General features: G+C 60.6%; 28 protein-coding genes. 11 read left to right on the plus strand and 17 right to left on the minus strand.

The features are described 5' to 3' along the window. Positions 1 to 21: 21 nt before the first annotated feature. Genes hda through BM036_RS01285 form a run of 3 tightly spaced genes read right to left on the minus strand, consistent with a single transcriptional unit; the run spans position 22 to position 2,453 of the window. Positions 22 to 717, minus strand: a complete 696-nt coding sequence (gene hda, locus BM036_RS01275) for a DnaA regulatory inactivator Hda (RefSeq protein ID WP_091848411.1) — start codon at positions 715 to 717, stop codon at positions 22 to 24. Next, positions 714 to 1,268, minus strand: coding sequence for a CDP-alcohol phosphatidyltransferase family protein (locus tag BM036_RS01280; RefSeq protein ID WP_091848412.1), 555 nt, complete (start codon positions 1,266 to 1,268; stop codon positions 714 to 716). The genes hda and BM036_RS01280 overlap by 4 nt, the downstream gene beginning before the upstream one ends. A gap of 27 nt (positions 1,269 to 1,295) precedes the next feature. Further along, on the minus strand, positions 1,296 to 2,453 hold the full coding sequence (locus tag BM036_RS01285; RefSeq protein ID WP_177185961.1) for a DUF2066 domain-containing protein: 1,158 nt from the start codon (positions 2,451 to 2,453) through the stop codon (positions 1,296 to 1,298). 171 nt (positions 2,454 to 2,624) lie between these two features. On the opposite strand from BM036_RS01285, the gene purM reads away from it, so the two are divergent. From purM to BM036_RS01300, 3 genes are all read left to right on the plus strand, one after another. After that, a complete protein-coding gene (purM, locus tag BM036_RS01290; protein WP_091848414.1) occupies positions 2,625 to 3,689 on the plus strand; it encodes a phosphoribosylformylglycinamidine cyclo-ligase in 1,065 nt (354 codons plus the stop codon). A gap of 5 nt (positions 3,690 to 3,694) precedes the next feature. Further along, positions 3,695 to 4,360: a phosphoribosylglycinamide formyltransferase gene (gene purN / locus BM036_RS01295; RefSeq protein ID WP_091848673.1), complete on the plus strand. Its 666-nt coding sequence runs from the start codon at positions 3,695 to 3,697 to the stop codon at positions 4,358 to 4,360. A 125-nt stretch (positions 4,361 to 4,485) separates the two neighbouring features. Further along, on the plus strand, positions 4,486 to 5,244 hold the full coding sequence (locus BM036_RS01300; protein WP_245742396.1) for a DUF3108 domain-containing protein: 759 nt from the start codon (positions 4,486 to 4,488) through the stop codon (positions 5,242 to 5,244). 13 nt (positions 5,245 to 5,257) lie between these two features. On the opposite strand, the gene BM036_RS01305 is transcribed toward BM036_RS01300, so the two are convergent. From BM036_RS01305 to apbC, 4 genes are all read right to left on the minus strand, one after another. Further along, positions 5,258 to 6,523, minus strand: coding sequence for a valine--pyruvate transaminase (locus BM036_RS01305; RefSeq protein WP_091848415.1), 1,266 nt, complete (start codon positions 6,521 to 6,523; stop codon positions 5,258 to 5,260). A 37-nt stretch (positions 6,524 to 6,560) separates the two neighbouring features. Beyond that, positions 6,561 to 7,175, minus strand: coding sequence for a YjaG family protein (locus tag BM036_RS01310; protein ID WP_091848416.1), 615 nt, complete (start codon positions 7,173 to 7,175; stop codon positions 6,561 to 6,563). Between the two features lie 98 nt (positions 7,176 to 7,273). Then, a complete protein-coding gene (gene dcd / locus BM036_RS01315) occupies positions 7,274 to 7,840 on the minus strand; it encodes a dCTP deaminase (RefSeq protein ID WP_091848417.1) in 567 nt (188 codons plus the stop codon). 149 nt (positions 7,841 to 7,989) lie between these two features. After that, positions 7,990 to 9,090 carry an iron-sulfur cluster carrier protein ApbC gene (apbC, locus tag BM036_RS01320; protein ID WP_091848418.1) on the minus strand — a complete coding sequence of 367 codons (1,101 nt, stop codon included), beginning with the start codon at positions 9,088 to 9,090 and terminating at the stop codon, positions 7,990 to 7,992. A 161-nt stretch (positions 9,091 to 9,251) separates the two neighbouring features. On the opposite strand from apbC, the gene metG reads away from it, so the two are divergent. The 8 genes from metG to nth are packed head-to-tail and all read left to right on the plus strand — an operon-like array spanning position 9,252 to position 17,419. Beyond that, positions 9,252 to 11,291 carry a methionine--tRNA ligase gene (gene metG, locus BM036_RS01325; RefSeq protein WP_091848419.1) on the plus strand — a complete coding sequence of 680 codons (2,040 nt, stop codon included), beginning with the start codon at positions 9,252 to 9,254 and terminating at the stop codon, positions 11,289 to 11,291. 33 nt (positions 11,292 to 11,324) lie between these two features. Further along, on the plus strand, positions 11,325 to 11,906 hold the full coding sequence (gene rsxA / locus BM036_RS01330) for an electron transport complex subunit RsxA (protein ID WP_091848420.1): 582 nt from the start codon (positions 11,325 to 11,327) through the stop codon (positions 11,904 to 11,906). A gap of 14 nt (positions 11,907 to 11,920) precedes the next feature. Next, positions 11,921 to 12,499: an electron transport complex subunit RsxB gene (gene rsxB, locus BM036_RS01335; RefSeq protein WP_091848421.1), complete on the plus strand. Its 579-nt coding sequence runs from the start codon at positions 11,921 to 11,923 to the stop codon at positions 12,497 to 12,499. Continuing rightward, positions 12,499 to 14,301, plus strand: a complete 1,803-nt coding sequence (gene rsxC / locus BM036_RS01340) for an electron transport complex subunit RsxC (protein WP_091848422.1) — start codon at positions 12,499 to 12,501, stop codon at positions 14,299 to 14,301. Before rsxB ends, rsxC begins: the two co-directional genes overlap by 1 nt. Then, positions 14,298 to 15,344, plus strand: a complete 1,047-nt coding sequence (gene rsxD / locus BM036_RS01345; protein ID WP_091848423.1) for an electron transport complex subunit RsxD — start codon at positions 14,298 to 14,300, stop codon at positions 15,342 to 15,344. The genes rsxC and rsxD overlap by 4 nt, the downstream gene beginning before the upstream one ends. Before the next feature lie 4 nt (positions 15,345 to 15,348). Next, a complete protein-coding gene (gene rsxG, locus BM036_RS01350; RefSeq protein ID WP_091848424.1) occupies positions 15,349 to 16,035 on the plus strand; it encodes an electron transport complex subunit RsxG in 687 nt (228 codons plus the stop codon). A gap of 1 nt (position 16,036) precedes the next feature. Continuing rightward, on the plus strand, positions 16,037 to 16,753 hold the full coding sequence (locus BM036_RS01355) for an electron transport complex subunit E (protein ID WP_091848425.1): 717 nt from the start codon (positions 16,037 to 16,039) through the stop codon (positions 16,751 to 16,753). A 24-nt stretch (positions 16,754 to 16,777) separates the two neighbouring features. After that, the gene (gene nth / locus BM036_RS01360) at positions 16,778 to 17,419 is read left to right on the plus strand and encodes an endonuclease III (RefSeq protein ID WP_091848426.1); all 642 of its coding nucleotides are present in this window, start codon (positions 16,778 to 16,780) and stop codon (positions 17,417 to 17,419) included. Positions 17,420 to 17,584: 165 nt separating this feature from the next. On the opposite strand, the gene rpoS is transcribed toward nth, so the two are convergent. The 10 genes from rpoS to eno form a co-directional block, all read right to left on the minus strand. Next, positions 17,585 to 18,586, minus strand: coding sequence for an RNA polymerase sigma factor RpoS (gene rpoS, locus BM036_RS01365; protein ID WP_091848427.1), 1,002 nt, complete (start codon positions 18,584 to 18,586; stop codon positions 17,585 to 17,587). 287 nt (positions 18,587 to 18,873) lie between these two features. Next, positions 18,874 to 19,626 (minus strand): peptidoglycan DD-metalloendopeptidase family protein, encoded by a 753-nt coding sequence (locus BM036_RS01370; protein ID WP_091848675.1) that lies wholly within the window; start codon positions 19,624 to 19,626, stop codon positions 18,874 to 18,876. Between the two features lie 333 nt (positions 19,627 to 19,959). Beyond that, on the minus strand, positions 19,960 to 20,874 hold the full coding sequence (locus BM036_RS01375) for a DUF368 domain-containing protein (RefSeq protein WP_342714286.1): 915 nt from the start codon (positions 20,872 to 20,874) through the stop codon (positions 19,960 to 19,962). 38 nt (positions 20,875 to 20,912) lie between these two features. Next, a complete protein-coding gene (locus BM036_RS01380; RefSeq protein WP_417547194.1) occupies positions 20,913 to 21,566 on the minus strand; it encodes a protein-L-isoaspartate(D-aspartate) O-methyltransferase in 654 nt (217 codons plus the stop codon). Further along, positions 21,566 to 22,315, minus strand: coding sequence for a 5'/3'-nucleotidase SurE (surE, locus tag BM036_RS01385; protein ID WP_091848428.1), 750 nt, complete (start codon positions 22,313 to 22,315; stop codon positions 21,566 to 21,568). Before surE ends, BM036_RS01380 begins: the two co-directional genes overlap by 1 nt. A gap of 142 nt (positions 22,316 to 22,457) precedes the next feature. Then, positions 22,458 to 23,504 (minus strand): tRNA pseudouridine(13) synthase TruD, encoded by a 1,047-nt coding sequence (gene truD, locus BM036_RS01390; RefSeq protein ID WP_091848429.1) that lies wholly within the window; start codon positions 23,502 to 23,504, stop codon positions 22,458 to 22,460. Further along, complete coding sequence (ispF, locus tag BM036_RS01395) at positions 23,501 to 23,980, minus strand: 2-C-methyl-D-erythritol 2,4-cyclodiphosphate synthase (protein WP_091848430.1); 480 nt, start codon at positions 23,978 to 23,980, stop codon at positions 23,501 to 23,503. The genes truD and ispF overlap by 4 nt, the downstream gene beginning before the upstream one ends. A 24-nt stretch (positions 23,981 to 24,004) precedes the next feature. After that, entirely contained in the window at positions 24,005 to 24,715 is a 711-nt protein-coding gene (gene ispD, locus BM036_RS01400; RefSeq protein ID WP_091848431.1) for a 2-C-methyl-D-erythritol 4-phosphate cytidylyltransferase, read from the minus strand. A 27-nt stretch (positions 24,716 to 24,742) separates the two neighbouring features. Continuing rightward, on the minus strand, positions 24,743 to 25,015 hold the full coding sequence (locus BM036_RS01405) for a septum formation initiator family protein (RefSeq protein ID WP_091848432.1): 273 nt from the start codon (positions 25,013 to 25,015) through the stop codon (positions 24,743 to 24,745). Between the two features lie 142 nt (positions 25,016 to 25,157). Then, positions 25,158 to 26,453 carry a phosphopyruvate hydratase gene (gene eno, locus BM036_RS01410; RefSeq protein WP_091848433.1) on the minus strand — a complete coding sequence of 432 codons (1,296 nt, stop codon included), beginning with the start codon at positions 26,451 to 26,453 and terminating at the stop codon, positions 25,158 to 25,160. Positions 26,454 to 26,484: the final 31 nt, after the last annotated feature.

Genomic DNA, 26,484 nt, shown 5'->3' on the forward strand with positions numbered 1-26,484 from the left:
ATCAATGTGGAGGGGATGAGTCTACCACCCCATAACCGACTTGATGAAGGGTATGGTCAACCGTCGCTGCGCCTGCAGGGAGTTTTCGTCCAGCTGGTCCAGTATCGCCAGCAGGGCGCCCAGTCGGCGGGAGGAGCGACGCAGGATAAAGCCGGCCACCTCGTCACTGAGCACAAGGCCCCGCTGCTCAGCCCGCAGCCGGAGGATAGTAATTCGGTCGTCGTCCCGATAGGTTCCCAACTGGACCAGCAATCCTTCCTGGAACCGGGAGCGCAAGTCCGGCAGGACAAACGACTGCCTCACCGGCGTATCGTTCAACGTAAGCATGACCTGGTGGCCCAGGTCCCGGGCCCGGTTATAAAGATGGAACAGGGCTTCTTCCCACGCGGGCTTGCCCAGCACCCGGTGCACATCGTCCAGCGCCACGAGGTCCATTACCTCGACACCGGAAAGCGCATCCGGCCCCAGGGGTTCCAGCTCCGCCAGGCTGAAACAGACAGCACTCTGGCCGCGCTGCTCATACTCATGGCAGGCTGCCTGCAGCAGGTGGCTCTTGCCGGTATCCTCATCACCGCAGAGAACCACCAGCGGGTGGGCAGGATCTCCACAGGCATTGCGGACCATGCCCGCAGCCGTAGCATTGCGCCCGCCATGAAAATTCGCCCAGCGGGCATCATCCCGCAGGCGCACCCCGAGGGCCAGCTGGGTGCCACTCATGACACGCCTCCCCTCAGGGCCCGCAACCCCCAGACAGTGACATAATGGCCTCCACTGATCAGTGCCATTACGGTGACTGCCCACAGTGCGGCAGGCTGCGTCCAGGTTGTCAGCTCGAGCCCGGCCTGGTGAAGCATGACCGCGAGCGCCGCCAGGATCTGGACCAGTGTATTGAGCTTGCCAAAGGCACTTGGCTCAACCTCGAACCGGCCAACAAACCGATGGAACAGCAACCCGCCGACCACGATTACGACGTCACGTCCCAACACCAGCATAAACAGCCATAGCGGGAACACACCCGTAATGGATAACACCAGGTAGGTGGTCACCATCAGGAGCTTGTCCGCCAGGGGATCCAGAATTGCCCCCAACCGGCTCTTCCAACCAAAGAACCGGGCCAGGAAACCATCCAGTCCATCGGTAGCGGCCGCTACAACAAACAATATCAATGCCTCACGATAGCGACCACTGGCGAGGGCCCAGGCGAAAGGTATCACCAGTAGCATCCGCAGAAAGGACAGGCCGTTGGGTATCCATCGCCAGTGCTGCACAGTCGCATTCCTTCTGCCAGTGGCCAGTTAGCGGGCATCATTGTCCGATGACGGCGGTGCTGCTACCTGTTGCTGCCAGCGGTAGTACAGGGTCTGTCGGACGGTCCGGAAATCCTCTTCATCCCCGGCGTTGCCAGCCCCGGTACCTGGTTGATCCAGCGCCCTGAACCGCTCTTCCAGCGCGATGTTCTGCCGCAACTGGGGGAGCTCCCCTTCGTATTCCAGCTCGAACACGATATGGTCGGATGATACTGACACAGCACCAACTGACTTCACCGGGTTAAGTTGCCCCAGCGCCCGCTTGGCGGCCGCGTAATCGCCAGGCGAAGCAACCCCTTCCAGCATTAACCTGACCCGGGGTCCGGTCTCGATGGCCCCACCACTGACACCATAGCGGGATGCCAGCTCAGCGACCCAATTCTCGACCATTTCGCTGATGAGGGTTTCCGGTGTTTCTGCGGTGACCGACCTGGACTGATCAATACCCGCCCCCTCGTAATTCCAGCTGGCCTGCCAGCCATCATCGCGGCGGCTTATTCGCACAACCGCCAAAAGGTCATGGTCCAGCCCCGAGGATGCCCGGGACACCTGCCCCATGAACTGTCCCCAAACTTCGGAAAGCAGGCGCCTGTCGCCCGCCCGGTCGGCCGGTGGCAGCGCCAGCGGAAGCCCACGGCTGGCCGTCTGCTCGAGGATCAGGGCTGACCAGCCCTGATCAGAGCTTTCACCGGTTTGCACCAGCAAGCCCCGGTCACCACCATCCTGGACGGCCACCCAGGCCAGGGTCAGGGGGCGATTCAACCCCCACACCCGCGCACCGGCGTCGGCCAGGGCCCGGTTGACGGCTGCACGTGAAAACCGAAGTGTGAGCTCATCACCTCCGTCCCGGCCCTTTTCCAGCTGCCTGCCATCCACCAGGGAGCCGGCGTCGTCCAGTACCGGGGCAAGTCCGTCCAGGTCGGCCACCGACCGGTCTCCGGAGACTTTAACCAGCACGCGGGACAGCCCTTGCCGGTAGCCCTCCGCCAACGCGTCCTCACCTTCGCCGGAGACCGGCACTGTGGCATGGTAGAGATCGTCTACCACCACGGCATGGGCAGGGGGTATTGGCAGCAGGGTGAGAAGCAGCGATACCAGGGCCGCTGCCATTGTCAGTCGCACGTCGCTTCGGGTTTGTACAGCCATGATTAATCCACTGTTTCTGCAGGCCGCCCTAGGATACACGATGGTCCTGACAGTGAGTAGCAACCCGCCCACACCAGAACACGACGTGAAACACATTTGGAGCGCCCACCGGCAACTGGTAAAATCCCGCGCTTCAGACCAACCCTACCCACCAACATGGCTGACCCCGACATGAGTGATAAAAAGCCCTCCCTCACCTACCGTGACGCTGGCGTGGACATCGACGCCGGTAATGAACTGGTGAACCGTATCAAGGATACTGCCAGGCGCACCCGCCGGCCCGAGGTACTTGGCGGTCTGGGTGGCTTCGGCGCCATGGTGTCGCTGCCCACTGGCTACCGCGAACCGGTACTGGTATCCGGCACCGACGGGGTGGGCACCAAGCTGCGGCTGGCCATGCAACTGCAGCGCCACGACACTATCGGCATCGACCTGGTGGCCATGTGCGTGAACGACCTGGTCGTGGGCGGTGCCGAGCCGCTGTTTTTCCTGGATTACTACGCCACCGGGAAGCTCAACGTGGATGTGGCCGCCAACGTAGTGGAAGGTATCGGCAAGGGCTGTGAACTGGCGGGCTGTGCCCTGGTGGGGGGCGAGACAGCGGAGATGCCGGGCATGTATGAAGGTGACGACTACGACCTCGCAGGCTTCTGCGTGGGCGTGGTGGAGCGGGACCAGGTAATCGACGGCAGTCGTGTCCAGCCTGGCGATGCCCTGATTGCCATGGCGTCCTCCGGACCCCACTCCAACGGCTACTCCCTGATCCGCAAGATCCTGGAAGTATCCGGTGCCGACCTCAGCGAGTCCGTAGGAGACACCACGCTGGCAGAAGGTTTGATGGCGCCCACCAGAATTTACGTCAAGAACCTTCTGCAACTTATTAAAACAATTGACGTCAGGGCTATGTCCCATATCACCGGTGGCGGACTTCCGGAGAATATTCCGAGGGTATTGCCGGATGGCACCCGCGCTGCCATCGACACAGAAAGCTGGGAGTTGCCGGCCATATTCCAGTGGCTGAAAGAACAGGGCGGCGTTGCCGACGAAGAGATGTACCGTACCTTTAACTGCGGTGTAGGCATGGTTATCTGCGTACCGGCTGACCAGCAAGAGCTTGCCCTGGACACCCTCAGTGCCATGGGCGAAGTTGCCTGGCAGATTGGTGCCATTGAAGGACAGGATGATCCCGCTTCCTCACCGGATGTGCGGTACGCACCGGGGCTGATCCGGGGATGAGTGGCATGCAGGCAGACCCGGTCGACAAACCCCGCATCCTGGTACTCGCCTCGGGCAGTGGTACCAACCTGCAGGCGCTGATTGACGCAACGAGGGAACGTGATTTCCCGGGTGAGATCGTCGCCGTGGGCAGCAACCGCCCCCAGGCCTTCGCCCTCGAGCGCGCTGCCCAGGCCGGCCTTGAAACCTTTACCGTTGATCATACCCGCTTTGACTCGCGGGAAGCCTTCGACGCCGAATTACGGCTGGAGATGGAACGCTGGCAGCCCGACCTGGTGATACTGGCTGGTTTTATGCGCATCCTTACCCCCGAGCTGGTGCGGACTTTCCAGGGGCGCATGCTGAACGTGCATCCATCCCTGCTTCCGAAATACCGGGGACTGAACACGCACCAGCGGGCGATCGACGCCGGCGACCCCGTCCATGGCGTCTCTGTCCATTTCGTGACCGAGGACCTGGATGGAGGACCGGTGATCGCCCAGGCGGAAGTGGCCGTACTGCCGGATGACACCGCCGAAACCCTCGCCGAACGGGTTCAGCAACAGGAACACGTGCTCTACCCCATCGTGGTGCGGTGGTTCTGTGAGGGACGGCTGCAACTGGCCGGACACGACCGCATACTGTTTGACGGCCAGCCAATGCCGGCCGTCATGACCTTGCCGGCAGCCTGAGATTCCCAGGCCGACGGAATGTCCGGACAGGCCGGGAATGACCACGACTAAAGGAATCGTCATACGGGGCCCTGCCCGGGCCGGTTACACTCAGACCCAGTGACCGCTGTAACGGGAGACATCCAGTGACCCTTATTCGCTCAGCCAGCCTCCGCCAACTCGTCAGCCTGCCCGGGTTACTCGCCCTGGCCCTGGTGACGCTCAGTGCCGCCTCCCTCACCGGGGAGGCCAACGCTACGCCCTCAGAGCTGAATCCAATCGCCGCCAGCTACAGCGCCAGTATGGATAAAGGCCTCTCCATTAATGGTTCTGCCCAGCGTACGCTCAAACAACAGCCCGACGGGAGCTGGAAATATGATTTCAATGTGGATTCCTTCATCGCCGATATCAACGAATCCGTTATCTTTCGCTGGGACGAGGGTCGCGTCGTACCAATCGAATACCGTTATCGCCTGGACGGACTGATGGTGCGGGACCGCAGCCGGGCGCTGAACTTTAACTGGCCGGCCAAAAGCATGAGTGGCAGCTACGATGGTGAGAGCTTTACCGTGCCTTTGGCCGCCAACGCGCTGGACCCTCTCGGCTTCCAGCTCCAGCTCCGACAGGACCTGAAGGCCGGCAAAAAGGAAATGCACTACACGGTGGCAGATGAAGACGATTTCGACGAGGACCAGTTCAGGGTTATTGGCGAAGAAGTCGAGTCCACCCGTTTCGGGGAACTGCAGACCGTCAAGGTCGAAAAAGTCCGTGAAGACGACAGCAAGCGAGAAACACTGATGTGGTTCGCTCCGGCACTGGACTACCTGCTGGTGCGGCTGATCCAGGTGGAACCGGACGGCAGTCGCTACGAAGTCCGGCTGGATGACGCGGACCTGACCGACTGAGCCGGCAGTTGCGTCAGCCCTGCTCTGCCCAGATGGCCTGCACCTCGCTGGCGATGCGCCGCAGCCCCTCCGCCACCCGTTCATCGTCCTGGGAGTAGGTCACCCGTATGCATTCATGTCGGTGCCGCCAGCCATCCTCTGCCAGTCCCGGGAAGAAGTAATGACCCGATACTACCAGCACGCCCCTGGCCTTCAGGCGCTGGTATAACTCCAGGCTGCTCACTGGCAAATCCGGGAACCAGAACCACAGGAACATGGCGCCCTCCGGTTTGTGCACATACCAGCGGCACCCCTCTCCCATGGCGTCCGTGAACACCTTCACCGCGTTCTCCATTTTGCGATGGTAGAAAGGGCAAACCACCTCGCGGCTCAGTGACAGTATTTCTCCGCTGCGTACCAGTGGCTCCGCCAGCATCGCGCCAAAGCTTCCAGTGGCCAGGTTCATGATGGCATTGATACTGGACAAGGCACGGATAATCTCCGGCGCAGCAATCACGATGCCGGTGCGGGCCGCCGGCATGCCCAGCTTGGAGAGGCTCAGGCACAGAACGATCTGTTCGTTCCAGCGCGGCTGCGCATCCACGTAAAGCAGGCTCGGGAAGGGCGTGCCATAGGCGCCGTCTACAATCAAAGGCACGTCGTGGTGACGGGCCAGTGACTCCAGGCGTTCCATTTCCTGGTCGGTAACCACGTTACCGGTCGGGTTGGTAGGCCTGGAAACGCAGATTGCACCGGTATCCGACGTAACATCCACCGCATCGAAATCGACCCGGTATTTGAACTCATGGGCCCCGGTAAAGGTAATTTCCGGCTGCACTGCCCGGAACAGCTCCGGCGCGATGCCGGCATCGGCGTAACCGATATACTCCGGTGCCAGCGGCAACAGGATGTGCTTCTGGCTGCCATCGTCAAAGTCCCCGGCGAACATATTGAACAACATGAAAAATGCCGCCTGGCTGCCGTTGGTCAGTGCGATGTTGTCTTCCGTGAGCCCCCAGCCATACTCCCGGTTGAGCAGCTCCGCCAACGAGGCAATAAACCGTTTCTCCCCCTGGGGTGGGTCGTAGATACCGACCAGCCGTTTCATCGCCTCCGGATCACGGGTTATATCCCCCAGCACTTCGGTCAGCCTTTCCTGGATGGCCGGCACCTGCCCGGGATTACCCCCTCCCATCATGATCATGTCATCGCCGCTGGCGAGGGCATTGCCCAGATCATCCATCAGGGAGGTAATGCCGGCATCGGCCGTAAACTTGCGTCCAAAAGCTGAGAGTTTCATGGCTGGGTCGTCTGGTATTCAGTGGTTGTGGAGGCCCTCAGGCCTCCGGTTCGTCATCTGCGAGGGTGATACCGAGGTTGCTCACCCCATCATTGGCTGACAGGGCCCGGAGCTCCGCAATATAGCGCTCTTTTGGCACCCGCTGTCGCTTGAGACTGAGAATAAGGTCCCGCTGGAACATCTTGTCTTCCTTCATCAGCGGATGGCTGTCCAGCAGCCTGACGATTTCATCCTCGTCCAGGCCCTCACCCTCGGAGAAGGTAATGAAGTTCATCACCGTGCCGGTGGCAATACCGGATGCTTCCAGGGCCCGGTGCTTCGACGGGTTCAGCCGGCTCAGCAGGGCTTCTTCCAGCAAGCGGCAGAAATCGAACGCGGGATAGACCCCGTAGGCATCGTAGGCATCCACATCCGGGCTCAGGCTTTCGAGCTTCGCCAGCAACTGGGGGATATGGTTCTCGGTGGCCTTGTCTTCGAACAGGTTCCAGCCGGTGTCCAGCAACTGCCGCATCTTGCCACCGGCCTTGGCCCCAATGGCATCGCTGAACAGGGCGTAGTTGGGGAAGGCCCGCTCGGCGAGGGCCAGCAGAAAGGCGGTCTGGCGCCACCCCTGGAGCTGTTCGACCGCTTTGAGAAACTGGTTGGCGTTCACGTACGGCTCCTGCGTTTATTCCCGGTAAAGACCATCGTTTGAGGGCCCGACAACCAAAAAGCGGGACACGAGTGTCCCGCCTGTCTGCACACAACCTGTCAGGTCTTGGGCAGCGTCACTCCGGTCTGCCCCAGATACTTGCCGCCCCGATCCTTGTAGCTGGTTTCGCATTCCTCGTCGGATTCGAAGAACAGCATCTGGGCAACACCCTCGTTGGCGTAGATCTTGGCCGGCAGATTGGTGGTGTTAGAGAATTCCAGCGTCACCTGCCCTTCCCATTCCGGCTCCAGGGGGGTGACATTAACAATGATACCGCAGCGGGCGTAGGTGGACTTGCCAAGACAGATGGTCAGTACCTGGCGTGGAATCCGGAAATATTCCACCGTGCGGGCCAGCGCAAAGGAGTTGGGCGGAATGATGCAGACGTCGCCGGTGTAGTTGACGAAGCTGTTCTCATCGAAGTTCTTCGGATCCACGGTGGCCGAGTGCACGTTGGTGAAGATCTTGAACTCGTTGCTGCAGCGCACGTCGTAACCGTAGCTGGAGGTACCGTAAGAGATCACACGGCCACGGGAGGTTTCCCGGACCTGGCCTGCTTCGAAGGGCTCGATCATGCCTTCCTGTTCCGCCATGCGGCGAATCCACTTGTCGGATTTGATGCTCATTGATGTGATCTCTCGTTGGTCCGTCGGCGTCGGTCGCGCACCGGTTGAAATTCGGGGCGCCATAGTTTACCCGCGACGAGCCATTGTCGCAAAGCCGCGCCCTCTCCCGGCACGGTCACTTTGCACAGCCGAAGCCGTAATGGCGGTTTTCAGTCGTCGCTGATCGAGATACTGGGAATCGGGGCGCTGTCATTGCGAGCCCGTGTCGACAGGCCTGCAGATAACCGGCGGGCAATATCCCGGTACCGGCGTGCAACTTCCGAATCCGGTTCGGCGACCACGGTGGGACGACCGCCATCGGTCTGCTCGCGAATGGTCAGGTGCAGCGGCAGCTGACCCAGCAGCTCGGTCTGATAGTCTTCCGCTACCCGCTCGCCGCCCCCCTCGCCGAACAGGGGTTCCTGGTGGCCGCAATTGCTGCAGATGTGGATGCTCATATTCTCCACCACACCCAGGACCGGGATATCCACCTTGCGGAACATCTCGATGCCTTTCTTGCAGTCCAGCAACGCGATGTCCTGGGGCGTGGTGACAATAACCGCACCGGTAACCGGCACCTTCTGGGCGAGGGTCAGCTGAATGTCCCCAGTACCCGGTGGCATATCCACCACCAGGTAATCCAGGTCATTCCACAGGGTCTGGGTGAGCAGCTGCTGAACCGCGCCACTGACCATGGGCCCGCGCCAGACCATGGGGGTCTTGTCCGTCACCAGGAAGGCCATGGACATGGCCTGGATGCCATGGGCCTCCACCGGCAGGAAATACTTGTTGCCCTCGGTTTTCGGGCGCTGGCCTTCGGGAATGCCCAGCATCATGCCCACACTGGGGCCATAGATATCGGCATCAAGGATACCCACCCGGGCACCCTCGGCGGAGAGCGCCAGGGCCAGGTTCACTGCAGTGGTAGACTTGCCAACACCGCCCTTGCCGGAGGCCACGGCAATAATGTTCTTAACCCCGCCCATGGACTCCAGGTCCCGCTGGGCCTTGTGGGCGTGGATCTTCTGGCTGACGGCCAGCTCGGCGCCGGTCACCCCGTCCACATTTTCCAGGCTATTGCTAACGATCTGCCGCAGCGCACCGGCGATGCCGGCACTGGCGTATGGCAGCTGAACGCTGAGACTGACCCGCCCCTGCGCATCCACGTCCAGGCCCTTGACGGCGTCCAGTTCGTACAGGTCCTTGTCCAGGTAGGGATCGCGGTATTCGCGCACGGCGGCCTCGAGGGCTGCCCGGGAAATCTCGGCCATGGTTGCTCCGTGAATCAGATATCCGGTGGAATACGGCAAAACGCCGTCCGGGAAGATGAAAAGTATTGGCTTGGAAGGTATCATTTGTGCCCGTTTCTGACCATAAGGAGCTGCCCCGACGGCGGCTTCTCCGACAAGTTCACCGAGGTTCGGACATCACCATGACGCAAGCGAGCGACAAACAGCGCGATATTCTGGTTACCAGCGCCCTGCCCTATGCCAACGGCCCGATTCACCTGGGTCACCTGCTGGAGTACATTCAGACGGATATCTGGGCGCGCTATCAGAAGATGCGTGGCCACAACTGTTACTACGTTTGCGCTGACGACGCCCATGGCACCGCCATCATGTTACGGGCCGAGCGGGAAGGTATCTCTGCGGAACAGCTGATCGACCGCATCCGGGACGAGCACCAGGAGGACTTCGCGGGCTTTAACATCCGCTTTGACAACTATTACTCCACCCACTCTGAGGAGAATCAGCAGTTTTCCGAGTATATCTACCGCAAGATCAAGGAAAACGGCCACATCGCCACCCGCCAGATTACCCAGTTCTTCGACCCAGAGAAGGAGATGTTCCTGGCGGATCGTTTCATCAAGGGCACCTGCCCCAAGTGCAAGGCGGAAGACCAGTACGGTGACAACTGCGAGGCCTGCGGCGCCACCTACACCCCGGCGGAACTGATTAACCCCCGTTCGGCAGTGTCCGGCGCCACCCCCGTGGAGAAGCAGTCCGAGCACTATTTCTTCAAACTACCGGATTTTGACAGTTTCCTGAAAGAGTGGACCCGCAGCGGTACCCTGCAGGAGCAGGTGGCCAACAAGCTGGCCGAGTGGCTGGACGCGGGCCTTCAGGAGTGGGACATCAGCCGCGACAAACCCTACTTCGGCTTTGAGATCCCCGACGCCCCGGGCAAGTACTTCTATGTCTGGCTGGACGCCCCCATCGGCTACCTGGCCAGCTTCAAGAACCTGTGCAACCGGACCGATATCGACTTCGAGCATTTCTGGAAAGCGGATTCCACCGCCGAGGTCTATCACTTCATCGGCAAGGACATCATCAACTTCCATGCCCTGTTCTGGCCTGCCATGCTCCACGACGCCGGCTTCCGCACGCCGACGGCAGTCTGGGCCCATGGCTTCGTGACGGTGAACGGCAAGAAGATGTCCAAGTCCCGGGGCACCTTCATCATGGCCCGCACCTACCTGGATCACCTGAATCCGGAATACCTGCGCTATTACTTCGCCGCCAAGCTGACCGCCGGCGTGGACGACATGGACCTGAACCTGGAAGACTTCGCCGCCCGGGTAAACTCGGACCTGGTCGGCAAGGTGGTGAACATTGCCAGCCGCAGTGCCGGCTTTATCACCAAGCGCTTTGACGGGCGTCTGGGCCAGGTTACCGAGACCGACCGTCTCAACACCTTTATCGAAGCCGGCGAAGACATTGCTGACTTGTACGAGGCCCGCGAATTCGGTCGAGCCATGCGTCGCATCATGGAGCTGGCAGACATCGCCAACCAGTATGTGAACGACGAGCAGCCCTGGGTCATTGCCAAGCAGGAAGGCCAGGACGAAAAACTCCAGGCCATCTGCACCAACGCCATCAACATGTTCCGCCTGCTGATGACCTACCTCGCGCCGGTACTGCCGAAAACCGCCGAAGGCGCCGAGAGCTTCCTCAACGCTCGCCTGGACTGGAACGAGCGCAGCCAACTGCTTGAAGACCACCCCATCGACAAGTTCAAGCCCCTGATGAACCGGGTGGACATGGCCCAGATCGAAAAGATGATCGAGGCCTCAAAGGAAGAGTTGCCGGCCGCTACCGGCCAGCAAGCGGAAAAGGCACCAGTTGCTGACCTGGAGCCCATCGCTGATGAAATCGAGTTCCCGGACTTCGCCAAGGTGGACCTGCGGGTGGTGAGGATCGTCAAGGCAGAGCACGTGGAAGGCGCCGACAAGCTTCTCCGCCTCACTCTTGACGTAGGGCATGGCGAACGCAATGTGTTCGCCGGTATAAAGTCCGCCTACAAGCCGGAGGATCTTGAGGGCCGGCTGACCGTCATGGTGGCCAACCTCAAGCCGCGCAAGATGAAATTCGGACTTTCCGAGGGCATGGTCCTGGCCGCAGGCCCCGGGGGCAAGGATATCTTTATCCTCTCCCCTGACTCCGGCGCCACCCCCGGCATGCGGGTGATGTAGCACCGCGCACCACCAATCGGAGCACGCGTACCGATGACGGAATACCTGCTGATCCTGGTCAGCACCATACTGGTCAACAACTTTGTGCTGGTGCAGTTTCTCGGGCTATGTCCCTTCATGGGCGTGTCCGGGAAGCTGGAGACTGCCATGGGCATGTCCCTGGCCACCACCTTTGTGCTGACCCTGGCATCGGTATGCAGTTACCTGGCCTATACCTGGCTGCTGGAGCCGCTGGACCTGACCTTCCTGCGGACCATCACCTTTATCCTGGTGATCGCGGTGGTGGTCCAGTTCACCGAAATGGTGGTGCGCAAGACCAGCCCCCTGCTCTACCGGGTTCTGGGCATCTTCCTGCCCCTGATTACCACCAACTGCGCAGTGCTGGGTGTGGCGCTGCTCAACATCAACAAGAACAACAACTTCGTTGAATCAGTCCTGTACGGTTTTGGCGCCGCCGCCGGGTTCTCGCTGGTGCTGGTGCTGTTCGCCGCCATGCGTGAGCGCATCGCCGTGGCCGACGTGCCGGTCGCTTTCCGGGGCGCGGCCATCGGTATGGTGACCGCCGGGCTGATGTCACTGGCATTCCTGGGCTTTACCGGCCTGGTCAGCGTCTGACGGAGCTTGAAGCTATGTGGACAGGCATCCTGATTGCAGTCGCAGTCCTGCTGGCCCTTGCGGTGGTGTTCGGTGCCCTGCTGGGTTTCGCCGCCGAGCGCTTCCGCGTTGAGGGCAACCCCCTGGTCGATCAGATCGACGCCCTACTCCCCCAGACCCAGTGCGGCCAGTGCGGGTTCCCGGGGTGCCGCCCCTATGCCGAGTCCATTGCCCATGGCGATGCCATCAACAAGTGCCCACCTGGCGGCGAGGCCACCATTAAAGCCCTGGCCGACCTGCTGGACGTGGAACCCCAGCCCCTGGATGCCGAACATGGCGTGGAACAGGCCCGTCGCGTGGCCGTTATTCGGGAGGACGAGTGCATCGGTTGCACCAAGTGCATCCAGGCCTGCCCTGTGGACGCCATCCTCGGTGCTGCCAAGCACATGCATACGGTCATCGAGAGTGAATGCACCGGCTGCGACCTGTGTGTGGAGCCGTGCCCGGTTGACTGCATCGACATGGTGACTATTGAGCCTGACATACGCAGCTGGAGCTGGCAGCCCCCGCAGCCGACCATTATTGCCACCGACCGCCAGGGGGCCAGCGCCTGATGACGCAATTGTGGAACTTTCCCGGCGGCATCCATCCGCCCGAGAACAAGCACCAGTCCACCGCTCGCCCGATCCGCAAGGCGGGCCTTCCCGAGCGGCTGGTACTACCGCTGCAACAGCACATAGGGGCACCGGCAGAGCCCCTCGTGCAACCGGGCGACAAGGTGCTCAAGGGCCAGAAGCTGGCTGATGTCACCTCCGGCATGGGCGTACCGGTCCACGCCAGCACATCCGGCACCATCGTGGGCATCGAGCTGCTCCCGGTCCCCCACCCTTCCGGTATGTCGGACTGGTGTATTGTGCTGGAGCCGGATGGCGATGACGCCTGGTGCGAGCTGTCACCGATCGCGGATTACCGCCAGCTCCATCGCGATGACGTGCTGAACCTGATCCGGGACGCCGGCATCAGTGGCATGGGCGGCGCCGGCTTTCCCACCAATATCAAACTCAGGCCCCCCAGTGACCGCAAGGTCAGCACCCTGATCATCAACGGCGCGGAATGCGAGCCGTACATCACCGCAGATGACATGGCCATGCGAGAGCGCGCCGACCAGATCCATGGCGGCATCAAGATCATGTCGTGGATCCTGCGCCCGGAACGTTGTGTCATCGCCATTGAGGACAACAAGCCGGAAGCCGTCGACGCCATGCGCAAGGCTTCCGAAGGCACCCAGGCAGAAGTGGTGGTCGTCCCCACCAAATACCCGTCCGGCGGGGAGAAACAGCTGATCCAGATTCTTACCGGTATGGAAGTACCCAGCGGCGGTATCCCGGCCGATATTGGCGTCATGTGCCAGAACGTGGGCACGGCTATGGCTGTTTACCGGGCGATCAACCGGGGGGAACCGCTGATTTCCCGCATTACCACGGTAACCGGCGCCGGTGTGGACGACCCGGGCAACTTTGAAGCCCTGATCGGTACGCCGACCCGGCACCTGCTGGACCAGGCTGGCTTTCACCCAGAGCGGGTCAATCGCCTGATCCTCGGGGGCCCGATGATGGGCTACACCCTGGAAGACACCTCGGTTCCGGTGATCAAGACCACCAACTGCCTGATCGCCGCCACCGAAAACGAACTGCCCATGCCTCCGCCGGAGCAACCCTGTATTCGCTGTGGCATGTGCGCCGAGGTATGTCCCATGGAGCTTTTGCCACAGCAGCTTTTCTGGCACGCCAGGGCCCAGGATTTTGATCGGGCAGAACACCTGAACCTGTTCGACTGCATCGAATGCGGGGCCTGCTCCTATGTCTGCCCCAGCTCGATTCCGCTTGTTCAGTACTATCGCTACGCCAAGGGCGAGATCCGCACCCAGAGGGCCGAACAGATCAAGGCAGACCGGGCCAGGGAACGTTTCGAGGCCCGCCAGGCAAGGCTGGAGCGTGAGCAGGAGGAAAAGGAACGCCGCCGCGAGGAACGGGCCAGGGCAGCAGCCCAGGCCCAGAAGAAGAAACAGGCTGAGGCAGAGAAAGCGGTTGCCGAGGGTGACGCCACCGACGAACGCTCAGCCCGGGCAGCTATGGTACAACAGGCCCTGGAGCGCAAGAAGGCAAGACCGGCTGCGGCAGCCACATCGGAAGCCTCGACCGAAAAGCCCGATATCGAGTCGCTGGAAAAACAGCTCAACCAGGCCAAGGGCAAACTCGAGACCATGGAAAGTATGCTGGACGAAGCCAGGGCCGCCCAGGCTGATAATGTTGAGAAGCTGGAACGCGCCGTTGCCAAGAACCTGGATCGGGTAAAGCGCGCAGAAGATGCCCTCACCGAGGCCCGTAAGCAACTTGAGACGGAGGACGGCCAATGAGCCTGGTACAACAGTCCTCGCCCCACGCCCATGGTGCGCGTCCGACCTCCCGGGTCATGCTGGTCGTGATCCTCACGACCCTGCCTGGCCTGGTGGCCCAGACCTGGTTCTTTGGCTGGGGCAACCTGATCAACGTGGTCTGGTGCGTACTGCTGGCCCTTGGTGCCGAAGCCGCCATGCTCAAGCTCCGGCACAAGCCGGTCGCCTTTTTCCTTCGGGATAATACCGCCGCTGTTACCGGCCTGTTACTGGGCCTGTCGCTGCCCCAGTTCGCGCCCTGGTGGGTATCGGCAGTTGCGGTCATCTCCGCCATTATATTGGCCAAGCAACTCTATGGCGGCCTGGGGGCCAACCCCTTCAACCCCGCCATGGTCGGCTATGCGTTGGTACTGGTCTCGTTTCCGGTGGCCATGACGACCAACTGGGCCGGCGCCGTCACTCTGCCCGATGCCCCCGGGTTCGGCGAAACCCTAAATACCATCTTTGGCGGACAGCAAGCCGCCATCGATGCCTGGACCATGGCGACCCCGCTCGACGAGTACAAGCACAAGATTGCCAGCCATACCGCCGCGGAAGTACTCCAGCATCCGACCTTTGGTACCGGCGTTGCACAAGGCTGGGAGTGGGTCAACGGCGCCTTCCTGCTGGGGGGGCTGGCGCTGGTCGCCCTGCGCATTATCACCTGGCACATTCCGGTCAGCCTGCTGACAGCGCTGGGCCTGATGAGCTTGGCCTTTGGCAGCAATGCAGACCAGTATGCACCGCTGTCACTGCACCTGCTGGCCGGCGGCACCATGCTGGGAGCCTTCTTTATCGCTACCGACCCGGTGTCAGCGGCGACCAGCCATCAGGGCAAGCTGATCTACGGCGCCTGTATCGGGGTACTGATCTATACCATCCGCAGTTGGGGAAACTACCCGGACGCGGTGGCCTTCAGTGTGCTGCTGATGAACTTTGCGGTGCCCTTTATCGATCACTACACACCACCGCGGACCTACGGGCACCACAAGCCCCGGCGCGGTATTCCGGGCAAGGCGGGGTAGAGCTATGGCGGCACTGGCCCAATCCATCCGACGCAGCGCTATTGGTCTGGGACTGTTTGCGGTGATCACTGGCGGTACCATCGCCTTCACCCAGCAGCTGACAGCGGACCGTATTAAGGAGCAGCGGGCCCGTGCCGAGGCCGCCGCCCTTTACGAAATCATTCCGGAATCGGAGCATGATAACGACCTGCTGAATGATACCGTCACCCTGCCTGCCAGTGACCGGATTGCGATCCAGGGTCCGGTGACCGCGCGGGTCGCCCGCCGCGCTGGGGAACCGACAGGCCTGATCCTGCCGGCCGTTGCCCCTGACGGCTACTCCGGCGACATACAGCTTCTGGTGGGTATAGACCTGTCAGGCGAGGTGCTTGGCGTGCGGGTCACCAGTCACCGGGAGACGCCCGGGCTTGGCGACCGGATCGAGCTGAAAAAATCCAACTGGGTGCTGTCCTTTGAAGGGCGGTCCCTGGGCAATCCGGAGCCCCGCAACTGGAACGTGAAGAAGAACGGCGGCGTGTTCGACCAGTTTACCGGCGCCACCATCACCCCCAGGGCCGTGGTCAAGGCGGTGCAGCATACGCTGATCTACTTCCGCCAGAACCGACCGGCAATCCTCGAAGCCATCGGCGCCGATACTACCGGCCAACGGCAGGGGGCTGGCCGCCGACAGCACAACAGGGAGCAACGCTGACATGAGCACCAAGAGCAGCCGGGAAATCATCCGAGACGGGCTGTGGACCAACAACCCTGCCCTGGTCCAGGTGTTGGGCCTGTGCCCGTTACTGGCCGTGACCAGTACCGTGGTGAACGCACTGGGCCTGGGCATCGCCACCCTGATGGTACTGATGGGCTCCAACCTGGCGGTATCCCTGATCCGCAACTTCGTATCGGACTCGGTTCGCCTGCCCGCTTTCGTAATGATCATTGCCTCTTTCGTAACCTGCGCCGAACTGCTGATGCAGGCCTTCACCTACGAGCTTTACCAGATTCTGGGCATCTTCATTCCACTGATCGTCACCAATTGCGCCATTCTGGGCCGCGCCGACGCCTTTGCATCCAAGACCGGCCCGGCCCCGGCCCTGCTGGATGGTGCCATGATGGGCCTCGGTTTCCTGGCGGTGCTCGTGGTGCTTGGCGGCATGAGGGAGCTGATCGGCCAGGGTACCCTGTTCACCGACATGCACCTGCTGCTGGGCCCGGTCGCCGCTGACTGGACCCTGCATGTGTTCCGTGACTACCCGGATATGTTGTTCATGGTGCTGCCTCCAGGTGCGTTCGTTGGCCTGGGGCTACTGATTGCGCTCAAGAATGGCATCGACAGCCAGCTGGAAGCACGCCGCAAGGCCCGATCCACAGAGACCGTGACCACTGGCAGCAAGCGGGTCCGGGTCACCGGCAATATTTCCTGATAACACACCAAGCAACCGGTAACCATGAACAAACAGAAACGCATCGAAATTTTTAGTCGCCTGCGCGATGCTAATCCGGAGCCCACTACCGAACTGAACTACAGCACCCCGTTCGAACTGCTGATTGCAGTGATTCTCTCTGCACAGGCAACGGATGTGGGGGTCAATAAGGCCACCGCACGGCTGTACCCCGTAGCCAGTACCCCGGAAGCCATTCTGGCTTTGGGGGTGGACGGGCTCAAGGAGTACATAAAGACCATTGGCCTGTTCAACAGCAAGGCAGAAAACGTCATCAAGACCTGCCGCGCCCTGATCGACAAACACGGCGGCGAAGTGCCGGACACCCGCGAGGAACTGGAAGCACTACCCGGCGTAGGCCGCAAGACTGCCAATGTGGTTCTCAACACGGCCTTCCGGCAACCGGCCATGGCCGTGGACACCCATATATTCCGGGTATCGAACCGTACTGGCATTGCTCCTGGCAAGAACGTACTGGAAGTGGAGAAACGACTGATGCGGCTGGTACCGAAGGAATTCCTGATGGACGCGCACCATTGGCTTATCCTCCATGGGCGCTATACCTGTACAGCCCGCAAGCCCAGGTGCGGGTCATGTATTATCGAAGACCTGTGTGAATTCAAACAGAAAAGGGATTACCTGGAATAACCTCTGGGGCAGCCCCGCGTCTGAGCCGGGGATGTCGGATACTACCGAAGATAATGACTTTGCCGGCACGACGCTTCAGGACGGGATCACACTTTCACGAAATATGACAAAGCCGGCCTACAGGGGCCGGCTTCGTTCACTGGATTGGCGGGCTATTCCACAGGGCTATTTGAACAGCAGGCCGCTGGACAGCCCCTCCTTTTCCAGGATTTCCCGCAGGCGGCGCAGGGCTTCCACCTGTATCTGGCGTACCCGCTCCCGGGTGAGCCCGATTTCCTGGCCCACCTCTTCCAGGGTACATGTGGGGTAACCGCGCAGACCGAAACGACGGGCGAGCACTTCCTGTTGCTTGTCACTGAGCTGGTCGATCCACTGCTCGAGGCAGGCACACAGGTTGTCGTCCTGAAGCAGGTCGGCCGGGTCAGTGGCGCCTTCGTCAGCGACGGTATCCAGCAGGGATTTTTCGCCACCGGCACCGATGGGTGTATCCATGGAGGCCACCCGCTCGTTGAGCCCCAGCATGCGCTCAACGTCACTGACTGGCTTGTCCACCATACGGGCAATTTCTTCCGCTGACGGCTCATGATCCAGTTTCTGGGTCAGCTCCCGGGCAGCACGCAGGTAGAGGTTCAACTCCTTGACCACATGGATGGGCAGGCGAATGGTGCGGGTCTGATTCATAATGGCCCGCTCGATGGTCTGGCGGATCCACCAGGTGGCGTAGGTGGAAAACCGGAAGCCCCGTTCCGGGTCGAATTTTTCCACCGCGCGGATCAGGCCAAGGTTACCCTCCTCGATGAGGTCCAGCAGAGTCAGACCGCGGTTTACGTAGCGCCGGGCAATCTTCACCACCAGCCGCAGGTTACTCTCGATCATCCGCTTGCGACCGGACTCCTCGCCCTTGCGGGCCAGGCGGGCAAAATAGACTTCTTCCTCAGGGGTCAGCAATGGCGAAAAGCCGATCTCATTGAGATACAGCTGAGTCGCATCCAGCTGCTTCTGGGTACCAAAATAACGGTCGTGGGGAGTGAACCCCGACTCTTCTGTCGCTGTCGTTGCAGCGTCAGGGGGGGTATCTGTAGTAGACGCCTCCGGCGTCTGTGTATCATCTTCGGTCTCTTCTACATCAGCAACACGATCGATTATCATCTCTTCTTCTGCAGACATAACTCTTGCCCCGCCTTTCAAATGATCCTGTCGGCACGCTCCGGGCTCAGGGGTCTGGACGTCCCCGGGCTCTGCCGGATGTCTTCCCACGGTTTTTTCTTGTTGTGGGACCGTTTTCTTATTGATCGAGCATCAGGTCATTTCTTGTTCTGGCCAGTCCATGACCGGTTATGTGGTTCTTATTGTTATCCGAGTTCAACGTCGGTCTGATGACAATGCGTGGTTTGATTTGTCGTTCCTGCGCCTCCCTGCATTTTTTACCGATGGTTGCGTTGTACGGAACACCCTCAGCGTCCTGGTAGATAGGGCAGCGGATCAACCGGATTACCATTGCGGCGGATCTCGAAATGAAGCTTGTCCCCATCGGTGCCGGTGCTGCCAAGCTCGGCGATTGTCTGCCCCTGCTTGACCTCCTGCCCTTCCTTCACCAGTATGCGCCGATTGTGCGCATAGGCACTAAGATAATGCTCGTTGTGATTGATGATAATAAGGTTGCCATAACCCAGCAGCCCATTACCCGCATAGACCACACTCCCATCCGCTGCGGCCTTGACGGGATCCCCGGAATTTCCGGCAATATCAATACCTTTATTGACTTTTCCCGATGTTGAATATTTTGCAATTACCGTACCAACGTGTGGCCAGCGCCAATTGATATTGGACACAGTCTGGGTTTGTCGCGAGACATCCACACTGGTGTCGGGTTTTCGGGTCACCTTTGGTGCAGGCTGGGGTTTGGGGGCGGGCCTGGGCTTTGCCGCCTTGCGGGGTGGTTGAGGTGACGATGCCACGTTTGGGGAACCGGCGGGACGGCTGCCCCGAAGGTCAAGCCGGATGACCTGGCCAGGGTAGATACGGTAAGGAGGGGCGATATTATTGGCGTCGCCCAGTTCCCGGTAATCCCGGCCATAGCGCCAGGCAATGCTGTACAGTGTCTCCCCCCGCTCGACCACATGGCGGCCCCAGTAAACCGGCGGGTTATAGGCACTGTCACCGTATATGGCCGAGGTGTTACAACCAACCAGGGAGGGGAGCGCCATCACGGTCAGCAACAGCAAAAGAACCAGTCGCCCAAGATCCTGGTGGACCCGGGAACGGGGGGCGGAAGCCGCTTGGTGCTGACTGGACCTATAATTCACAGATATATTGATATCGTTTTTATCTCGAAATTATCTTTTCAGCTTAACATTATTTACCAGTTAATCCCCTAACCCACTAATTTATTGCATCTTTTATGCACATATCCGGGTTACCTGGCGCCATGGGCTGTTACCTCAGGAAACAAATAGCCCCAAAAAGTAACACTCATCTCACACGTCCTGTGATTAATCCCTCAATACCTTTCGGTAATACTCCTCAAACCGCCAGTTTCGTCACACATCAGCTGTCGCGCTTTGCCGACGCTCTGAACGTCCGGCCAGCCACTCACCAACCAGGACCAGCCCGACTCCGGCAATCAGGGCCATGATAGCCACCGGTACCTGCGCAGGTTCTCCCGTAACCTCCGCATAACGCACGGGTAAAACACTCACCTGTTCCATTGGCACCCGGGCGCCACCGCTGTCTATCCGCCAGCTGAGTACTTCCTGCCAGGGCCATACCCGGTTGAGGGCACCGATCATAAAACCGGTCAACACTGCCAGCACCGCATCATGGCCCTTGCGGAGGGCATAGCCCAACAAACGTGCGAAACTCAGCAGCCCCAGCACACACCCTGCCATGAACAGGCCAATGAGCGCTATGTCCAGTTCCCTCACCGCTGCAAGCACCGGTGCGTACATACCCAGTATCAACAATATGAAACTGCCTGACAGGCCCGGAAGGATCATCGCACAGATGGCCACCGCCCCGGACAGGAAGAAACCCAGCGCCCCCGGATCCACCTGCCCGGCGGACAACGTGGTCACCCACCAGGCGAAAACTGCACCGCCTGCCACGGGCATGGCAAGCCAGGCCGCAGGTGCCTTCAACTGACGAAACACGTGCCATACGGACGCAAGGATCAGACCGAAGAAGAAACTCCAGAGGGCGATCGGGTAAGCGTCCAGGGCCCAGGTAATGAGGTTGGCAAGCGTTGCAATACTGACCAGGATGCCAGTGAGAAGTACGACAAGAAAGGTACCGTCTACCTGGTTCCAGAACCGGCGAACCCGCCCCCGGAACAGATCGTTGATAGTGGCAGAGGGCACCGCCGCGATAGCGCTCAGCAAGCGAAAGTAGATGCCGGTAATAAACGCGACCGTCCCGCCTGAAACCCCGGGCACTACATCCGCAGCCCCCATGGCCATGCCCCGGATGAACACCCCGGCATAGTGCTTGAATCCCTTCAACGAACAACTCCTCCAAGGAGAGGCACAAAGCGAACAGGTTCAATATCTTCCGTATGGAACTGGTCGCCATCCCTGGTGATTCTGACCAGCATCTGATGCTCCTCGCCCACGGGAATCACCATGACACCACCGTCCGCCAGCTGGTCCAGCAACTCCTGGGGGACCACCCTTGGGGCAGCAGTAACGATGATGCCATCGTAGGGCGCGTGCTCAGGCCAGCCCATGGGCCCGTCCGCCAGGCGCAGCATGACGTTGCGCATTTTCAGCAGGTGCATACGTTCCCGGGCCTTGTCCTGCAACGGCTTGATACGTTCTACGCTGTATACTTCGTCGCACAGGCGGGCCAGGATAGCGGTCTGGTAACCGGACCCGGTGCCAAGCTCCAGCACCTTTTTCGGACTCGCACTCATGAGCACTTCCGTCATCCGGGCGACGATGTAGGGTTGGGACAGCGTCTGGCTGTAACCTATGGGCAGCGCGGTGTCCTCGTAGGCACGATGGGCCAGGGCCTCGTCCAGGAAAATGTGGCGGGGGATCTCTTCCATAACGCCCAACACCCGCTCGTCCCGGATGCCCGCCTCCCGCAGGCGCTGGATCAGCCGCAGCCGGGTGCGCCGTGAAGTCATTCCGATTCCGTCAATGGCAACCATCAGCGTCCGGCCTCCACCCATTGCCTTAACGATGAAAGGGCGTCGTGTTTGGTCATATCGATATGGACTGGTGTTACCGAAACGTAGTTCTGGCTGATTGCATGGAAGTCCGTTCCCGCCCCGGCGTCGGCACCTTCACCCGCCGCCCCGATCCAGTAGCGGGACTTGCCCCGCGGGCAGGTCATGGGCACGGCACCCTCGGCCCGCGCACGATGTCCCAGGCGGGTTACCCGGAAGCCGGCGACCTCGTCCCAGGGCACATCCGGCACATTAACGTTGAGGATGCAGCGGCCGCCGAGATCCGGCCAGTCTTCCCGCTCGACCAGCATGCGCACTACCTTCGCCGCCGTCTCGTAATGGAAGTGACCATCATTGACCAGGGAAACGGCAATGGCCGGCAGGCCCAGGTGGCGGCCCTCGGTAGCGGCAGCCACTGTGCCTGAGTAGATAATGTCGTCGCCGAGGTTGGCATGGGTGTTGATACCGGAAATGACCCGGTCAAAGGGTTTATCAAACAACCCGTTAACGGCCAGGTGTACGCAGTCCGTGGGAGTGCCATCCACTGAGTGGAAGCCCCCTGGGTGCTTCTCCACGGTCAATGGCCGGTTCAGGGTCAGGGAATTACTGGCGCCACTGTGATCCCGGTCCGGGGCGACCACCTCAAGTTCGGCCAGCCCTTCCAGGCCGGCGTGCAGGGCCACCAGTCCCGGGGAGTGAACCCCGTCATCGTTGGACAGCAAGATACGCACGATTTTCAGTCTCTCCGAAAGTGTCCTGGCGGTATGTGCCGCCATTTTTGAAAGCGATGAGGAATTCTAACGGATAAAACGTGTTATTTCTGTCACGGTACGGAAGTTCTGCAAGCTTCAGGCGCCAGAATACCGTCAGAACTCAGTCAACGTCCTTTGGAGAGACAACCGCAGAAAGAAAGGTGGTGGCATATTGACCCGGCAGGAGAGTGAATGACAGGTCCAGCCATCGACCACCACCTTCGGCCGGGAACGACCATTCCAGATCCGCCGGCAATAATCTGAGCGAGCGACGATCAGGCGACATGCGGGTGCTGGCAAACACCTGCGCCACGTCGGGATAACGCGCAACCACCCCCCGCTCAAGGCTTTCCTGCTGTCCGGTGGCGCGGGTGCCCCCATCACCCCACAGTGGACCCGTGGGCTCCGACGCTGGCTCACCATCCAGCATCTGGTCCCAGTCTTCCCGGAGCACCCTTTCTGCCAACACCTCATTGAACAACCAGGAGCGGGCCGCTGAAAAGTAAAGCCCCTCACGGTTGCTGCCGGCGCGGCGATTACGGCGCTTGCCACCGGTGTTTCCCGCCATGGCGACAGCGCGGTCCAGGTTACCGCCTTCATGGCCAAAACGTTGCAGACCAAAATAATTGGGGCAGCCGCGCTGGCGGAGCGCTTCAAGCCGATCGGTGATGGCCTGGGCGTTACCGTTCAGATCACGCAGCCGTATTTCGAAACGGTTGGCCTGGTGTTCCCCGGTTCGAAGTTTGCGGCCCCGACGGACAACGGCCAGTACACGCCACTGATCCTGCACCTGCTGAATGTTCCGCAGGAAGGAGGCATCGTCGGCCTCCAGCCCTGGACGCTGGACGCTGAACCACTGCCGGGTAATCGCATGGCGATCCTTGAGACCGCTGTAGCCGACTCCGCGATCACCACACCTCGCAAGCTTGCCTAACTGACTGGCCACCCAGGGCGTGTTGTCACCGGTTTTCTCCAGGTAAATCAGCAAATGCTCACCCTCTCCGGGTACGGCCAGCTGGCCTGGAAGCGTCCCGGGATCGAGTTCCAGCACGGGCCCGCCCACGTCCAGGAGCTCTGTCACCCTGAAGTCTTCCGGACATGCCTTGAGCGTCCCGGTGCCCACAGGCTCGCCATCAGGCCATGGCCAGTCCAGTCGCCAACGGCTCACGGACGGCTCCCGTCAAGCAGACAGATGGCCTGGCAGGCAATGCCTTCCCGCCGCCCGGTAAAGCCAAGCTTTTCGGTTGTAGTGGCCTTGACGCTGACCCGGTCTATGGGAATTCCCAGATCCTCCGCAATGTGTTGGCGCATGGCCGCCACATGGGGTGCTATCTTCGGCGACTGGGCAATGATAGTGCTGTCCACGTTGACAACTTCAAGCCCCCTTTCAGCGATCTGCCGCCTTACTTCACGAAGCAGCACCCGACTGTCAGCGCCGGCCCATTCGTCACTGGTATCCGGGAACAGGTGACCAATATCTCCCAGGGCAGCGGCACCCAGCAGCGCGTCCGCTACGGCATGCAGCAATACGTCTCCGTCTGAATGGGCTTTCAGCGCCCGGTCATGGGGAATGTGTACACCGCCGATAATAATTTCCGAGCCCTCGCAGAACGCGTGGACATCGAAACCCTGTCCTATTCTCATAATACCCGCCTGGTACGAAAGGGTTTATCCAGCTGCCTGGCGGGCAAGGATAAACTCCGCCAGCGCCAGGTCTTCCGGAACGGTTATCTTGATATTGTCAGTACGCCCTGTCACCACCCTGGGGTGCCAGCCCACCTGCTCCATGGCAGAGGCCTCATCGGTAATGGCCCCGGGCTGCTCGCAGACACCCCGCTGCAAGGCTGCGACCAGGTCACCATAGCGAAACATCTGAGGGGTAAAGGCCCGCCAGAGCTGTCGGCGGTCCCTGGTTACCAGAACCTGGTCTGAACCAGGTGCCACTTCCTTGACCGTGTCGGAGACCGGCGCTGCCAGCAGTCCGCCGCATGCGTCGTCCGCAAGGGTGGACCTGAGCCGGGCGACATCATCCGGGTGAATGCAGGGGCGGGCCACGTCGTGGACCAGCACCCAGTCATCGGCAGCGGCCCGGCCTTGCAGATGTTTCAGTGCGGCCAGTACGGAATCGGCACGCTCGGCACCACCGGGACACGGCTCTATCCGGGCATCACCGGCGCTCGCGCTGGCCGGCCACCACTGATCATCGCAATGGAGGGGAACCACACAGCCTGCCCAGGCCCCACAGGACAGGAGGCGTTCCAGCGTCACGTCCAGCACAAAGCGCCCATTGAGGGTGAGGTATTGTTTGGGAAGGTCAGCCTGCATGCGCTGGCCAATGCCGGCGGCGGGAACAACAAGCCAGAAGCGCGGAGAACTCATAGGGTGGCAGCAACAGTGGCCGGGAACTCAGGGCTCCACAACCAGGAAGAAGGTTTCGTCACGGTGAATCAGGCCCAGGTTCTTGCGGGCACGCTCCTCAACCGCTCCCTGCCCTGAGCCCAGGTTGCGAACCTCGGCGTACAGGCGCTCGTTACGGGCAGCGAGCTTTGCGTTTTCCGCTCGCTGCTCGGCAATAGTCTCGTCCAGACTCCAGACCTGGGCGTAACTGCCTTCCCCCACCCACAGGCGCACCTGCAGCAGGACAATCAGTATCACCATGACGGACCAGAGCACTTTCATGAAACGATTCCATTATTCCTTTGGGTCGCGGTCAGACCACGAAGCCTGCGACGGATACCGGTGCAAGAAGCTGCCACCCACCGCAGGCACCCAGAGTCTAGCCCAGTCCGCGCAATGATGCACGGACCGGCAGACAGGCCTTTCAGCCCTGGCCCTTGATTTCCTTCAGGCCGCGGTATGGTGCCTTGCCATCCAGCGCCTCTTCAATACGCAGCAGCTGGTTATACTTGGCCACACGATCGGAGCGACACAGCGAGCCGGTCTTGATCTGGCCAGCCCGGGTGGCGACTGCCAGGTCGGCTATGGTGGTGTCCTCGGTTTCGCCAGAGCGATGGGAGATCACCGCAGTGTAACCGGCGTCCTGGGCCATTTTGATGGCATCCAGGGTTTCAGTCAGGCTGCCGATCTGATTGAACTTGATCAGGATAGAGTTGGCAATGCCCTTCTCGATACCTTCTTTCAGTATGCGGGTGTTAGTCACAAACAGGTCGTCGCCAACCAGCTGCACCTTGCTGCCCAGCTTTTCGGTCAGCACCTTCCAGCCGTCCCAGTCGCCTTCGTCCATACCATCTTCGATGGAGACAATGGGGAACCGCTCGCACAGGCCTGCCAGGTAATCAGCAAAACCGGCGGAATCGAAGCTCTTGCCCTCACCGGATAACTGGTACTGGCCATCCCGGTAAAACTCCGAGGAAGCACAATCCAGGGCCAGGGTCACATCGGTACCCAGCTTGTAGCCGGCACTCTCAACAGCTTCCTTGATGGCAGCGAGCGCGGCCTCGTTGGAAGGCAGGTTGGGAGCGAAGCCTCCCTCGTCACCTACCGCTGTGTTAAGCCCCTGATCTTTCAGCACCTTTTTAAGGCTATGGAAGATCTCTGCACCAATACGCAGGGCTTCAGCGAAGTTCTTCGCAGAAACAGGCTGCACCATGAATTCCTGGATATCCACGTTGTTGTCGGCATGCTCGCCACCGTTGAGGATATTCATCATGGGTACCGGCATGGAGTACTGACCGGCGGTACCGTTGACGTCGGCAATGTGCTCGTAGAGGGGCTTGCCCAGGGAGATAGCAGCGGCCTTGGCTGCGGCCAGGGATACCGCCAGGATTGCGTTGGCGCCCAGATTGGCCTTGTTGTCCGTACCGTCCAGGTCAATCATGATCTGGTCCAGGGAACGCTGATCCGCGCTGTCCTTGCCCACCAGGGCGTTACGGATATCACCATTCACCGCTGCCACGGCCTTGGTCACGCCCTTGCCCAGATAGCGGCCCTTGTCCTGGTCACGGAGTTCGAGGGCTTCCCGGGAGCCGGTGGAAGCGCCGGAAGGGGCGCAAGCCCGCCCCAGGGTGCCATCCTCGAGAATGACATCGGCTTCAACCGTCGGGTTACCGCGGGAATCCAGGACCTCACGGGCCTTGATATCAGCGATCTTGGTCATGCTTTTCTATCTCCGGATAGTGTCTGACTTG

The sequence above is a fragment of the Marinobacter segnicrescens genome, assembly GCF_900111555.1.
Taxonomy (GTDB): Bacteria; Pseudomonadota; Gammaproteobacteria; order Pseudomonadales; family Oleiphilaceae; genus Marinobacter; species Marinobacter segnicrescens.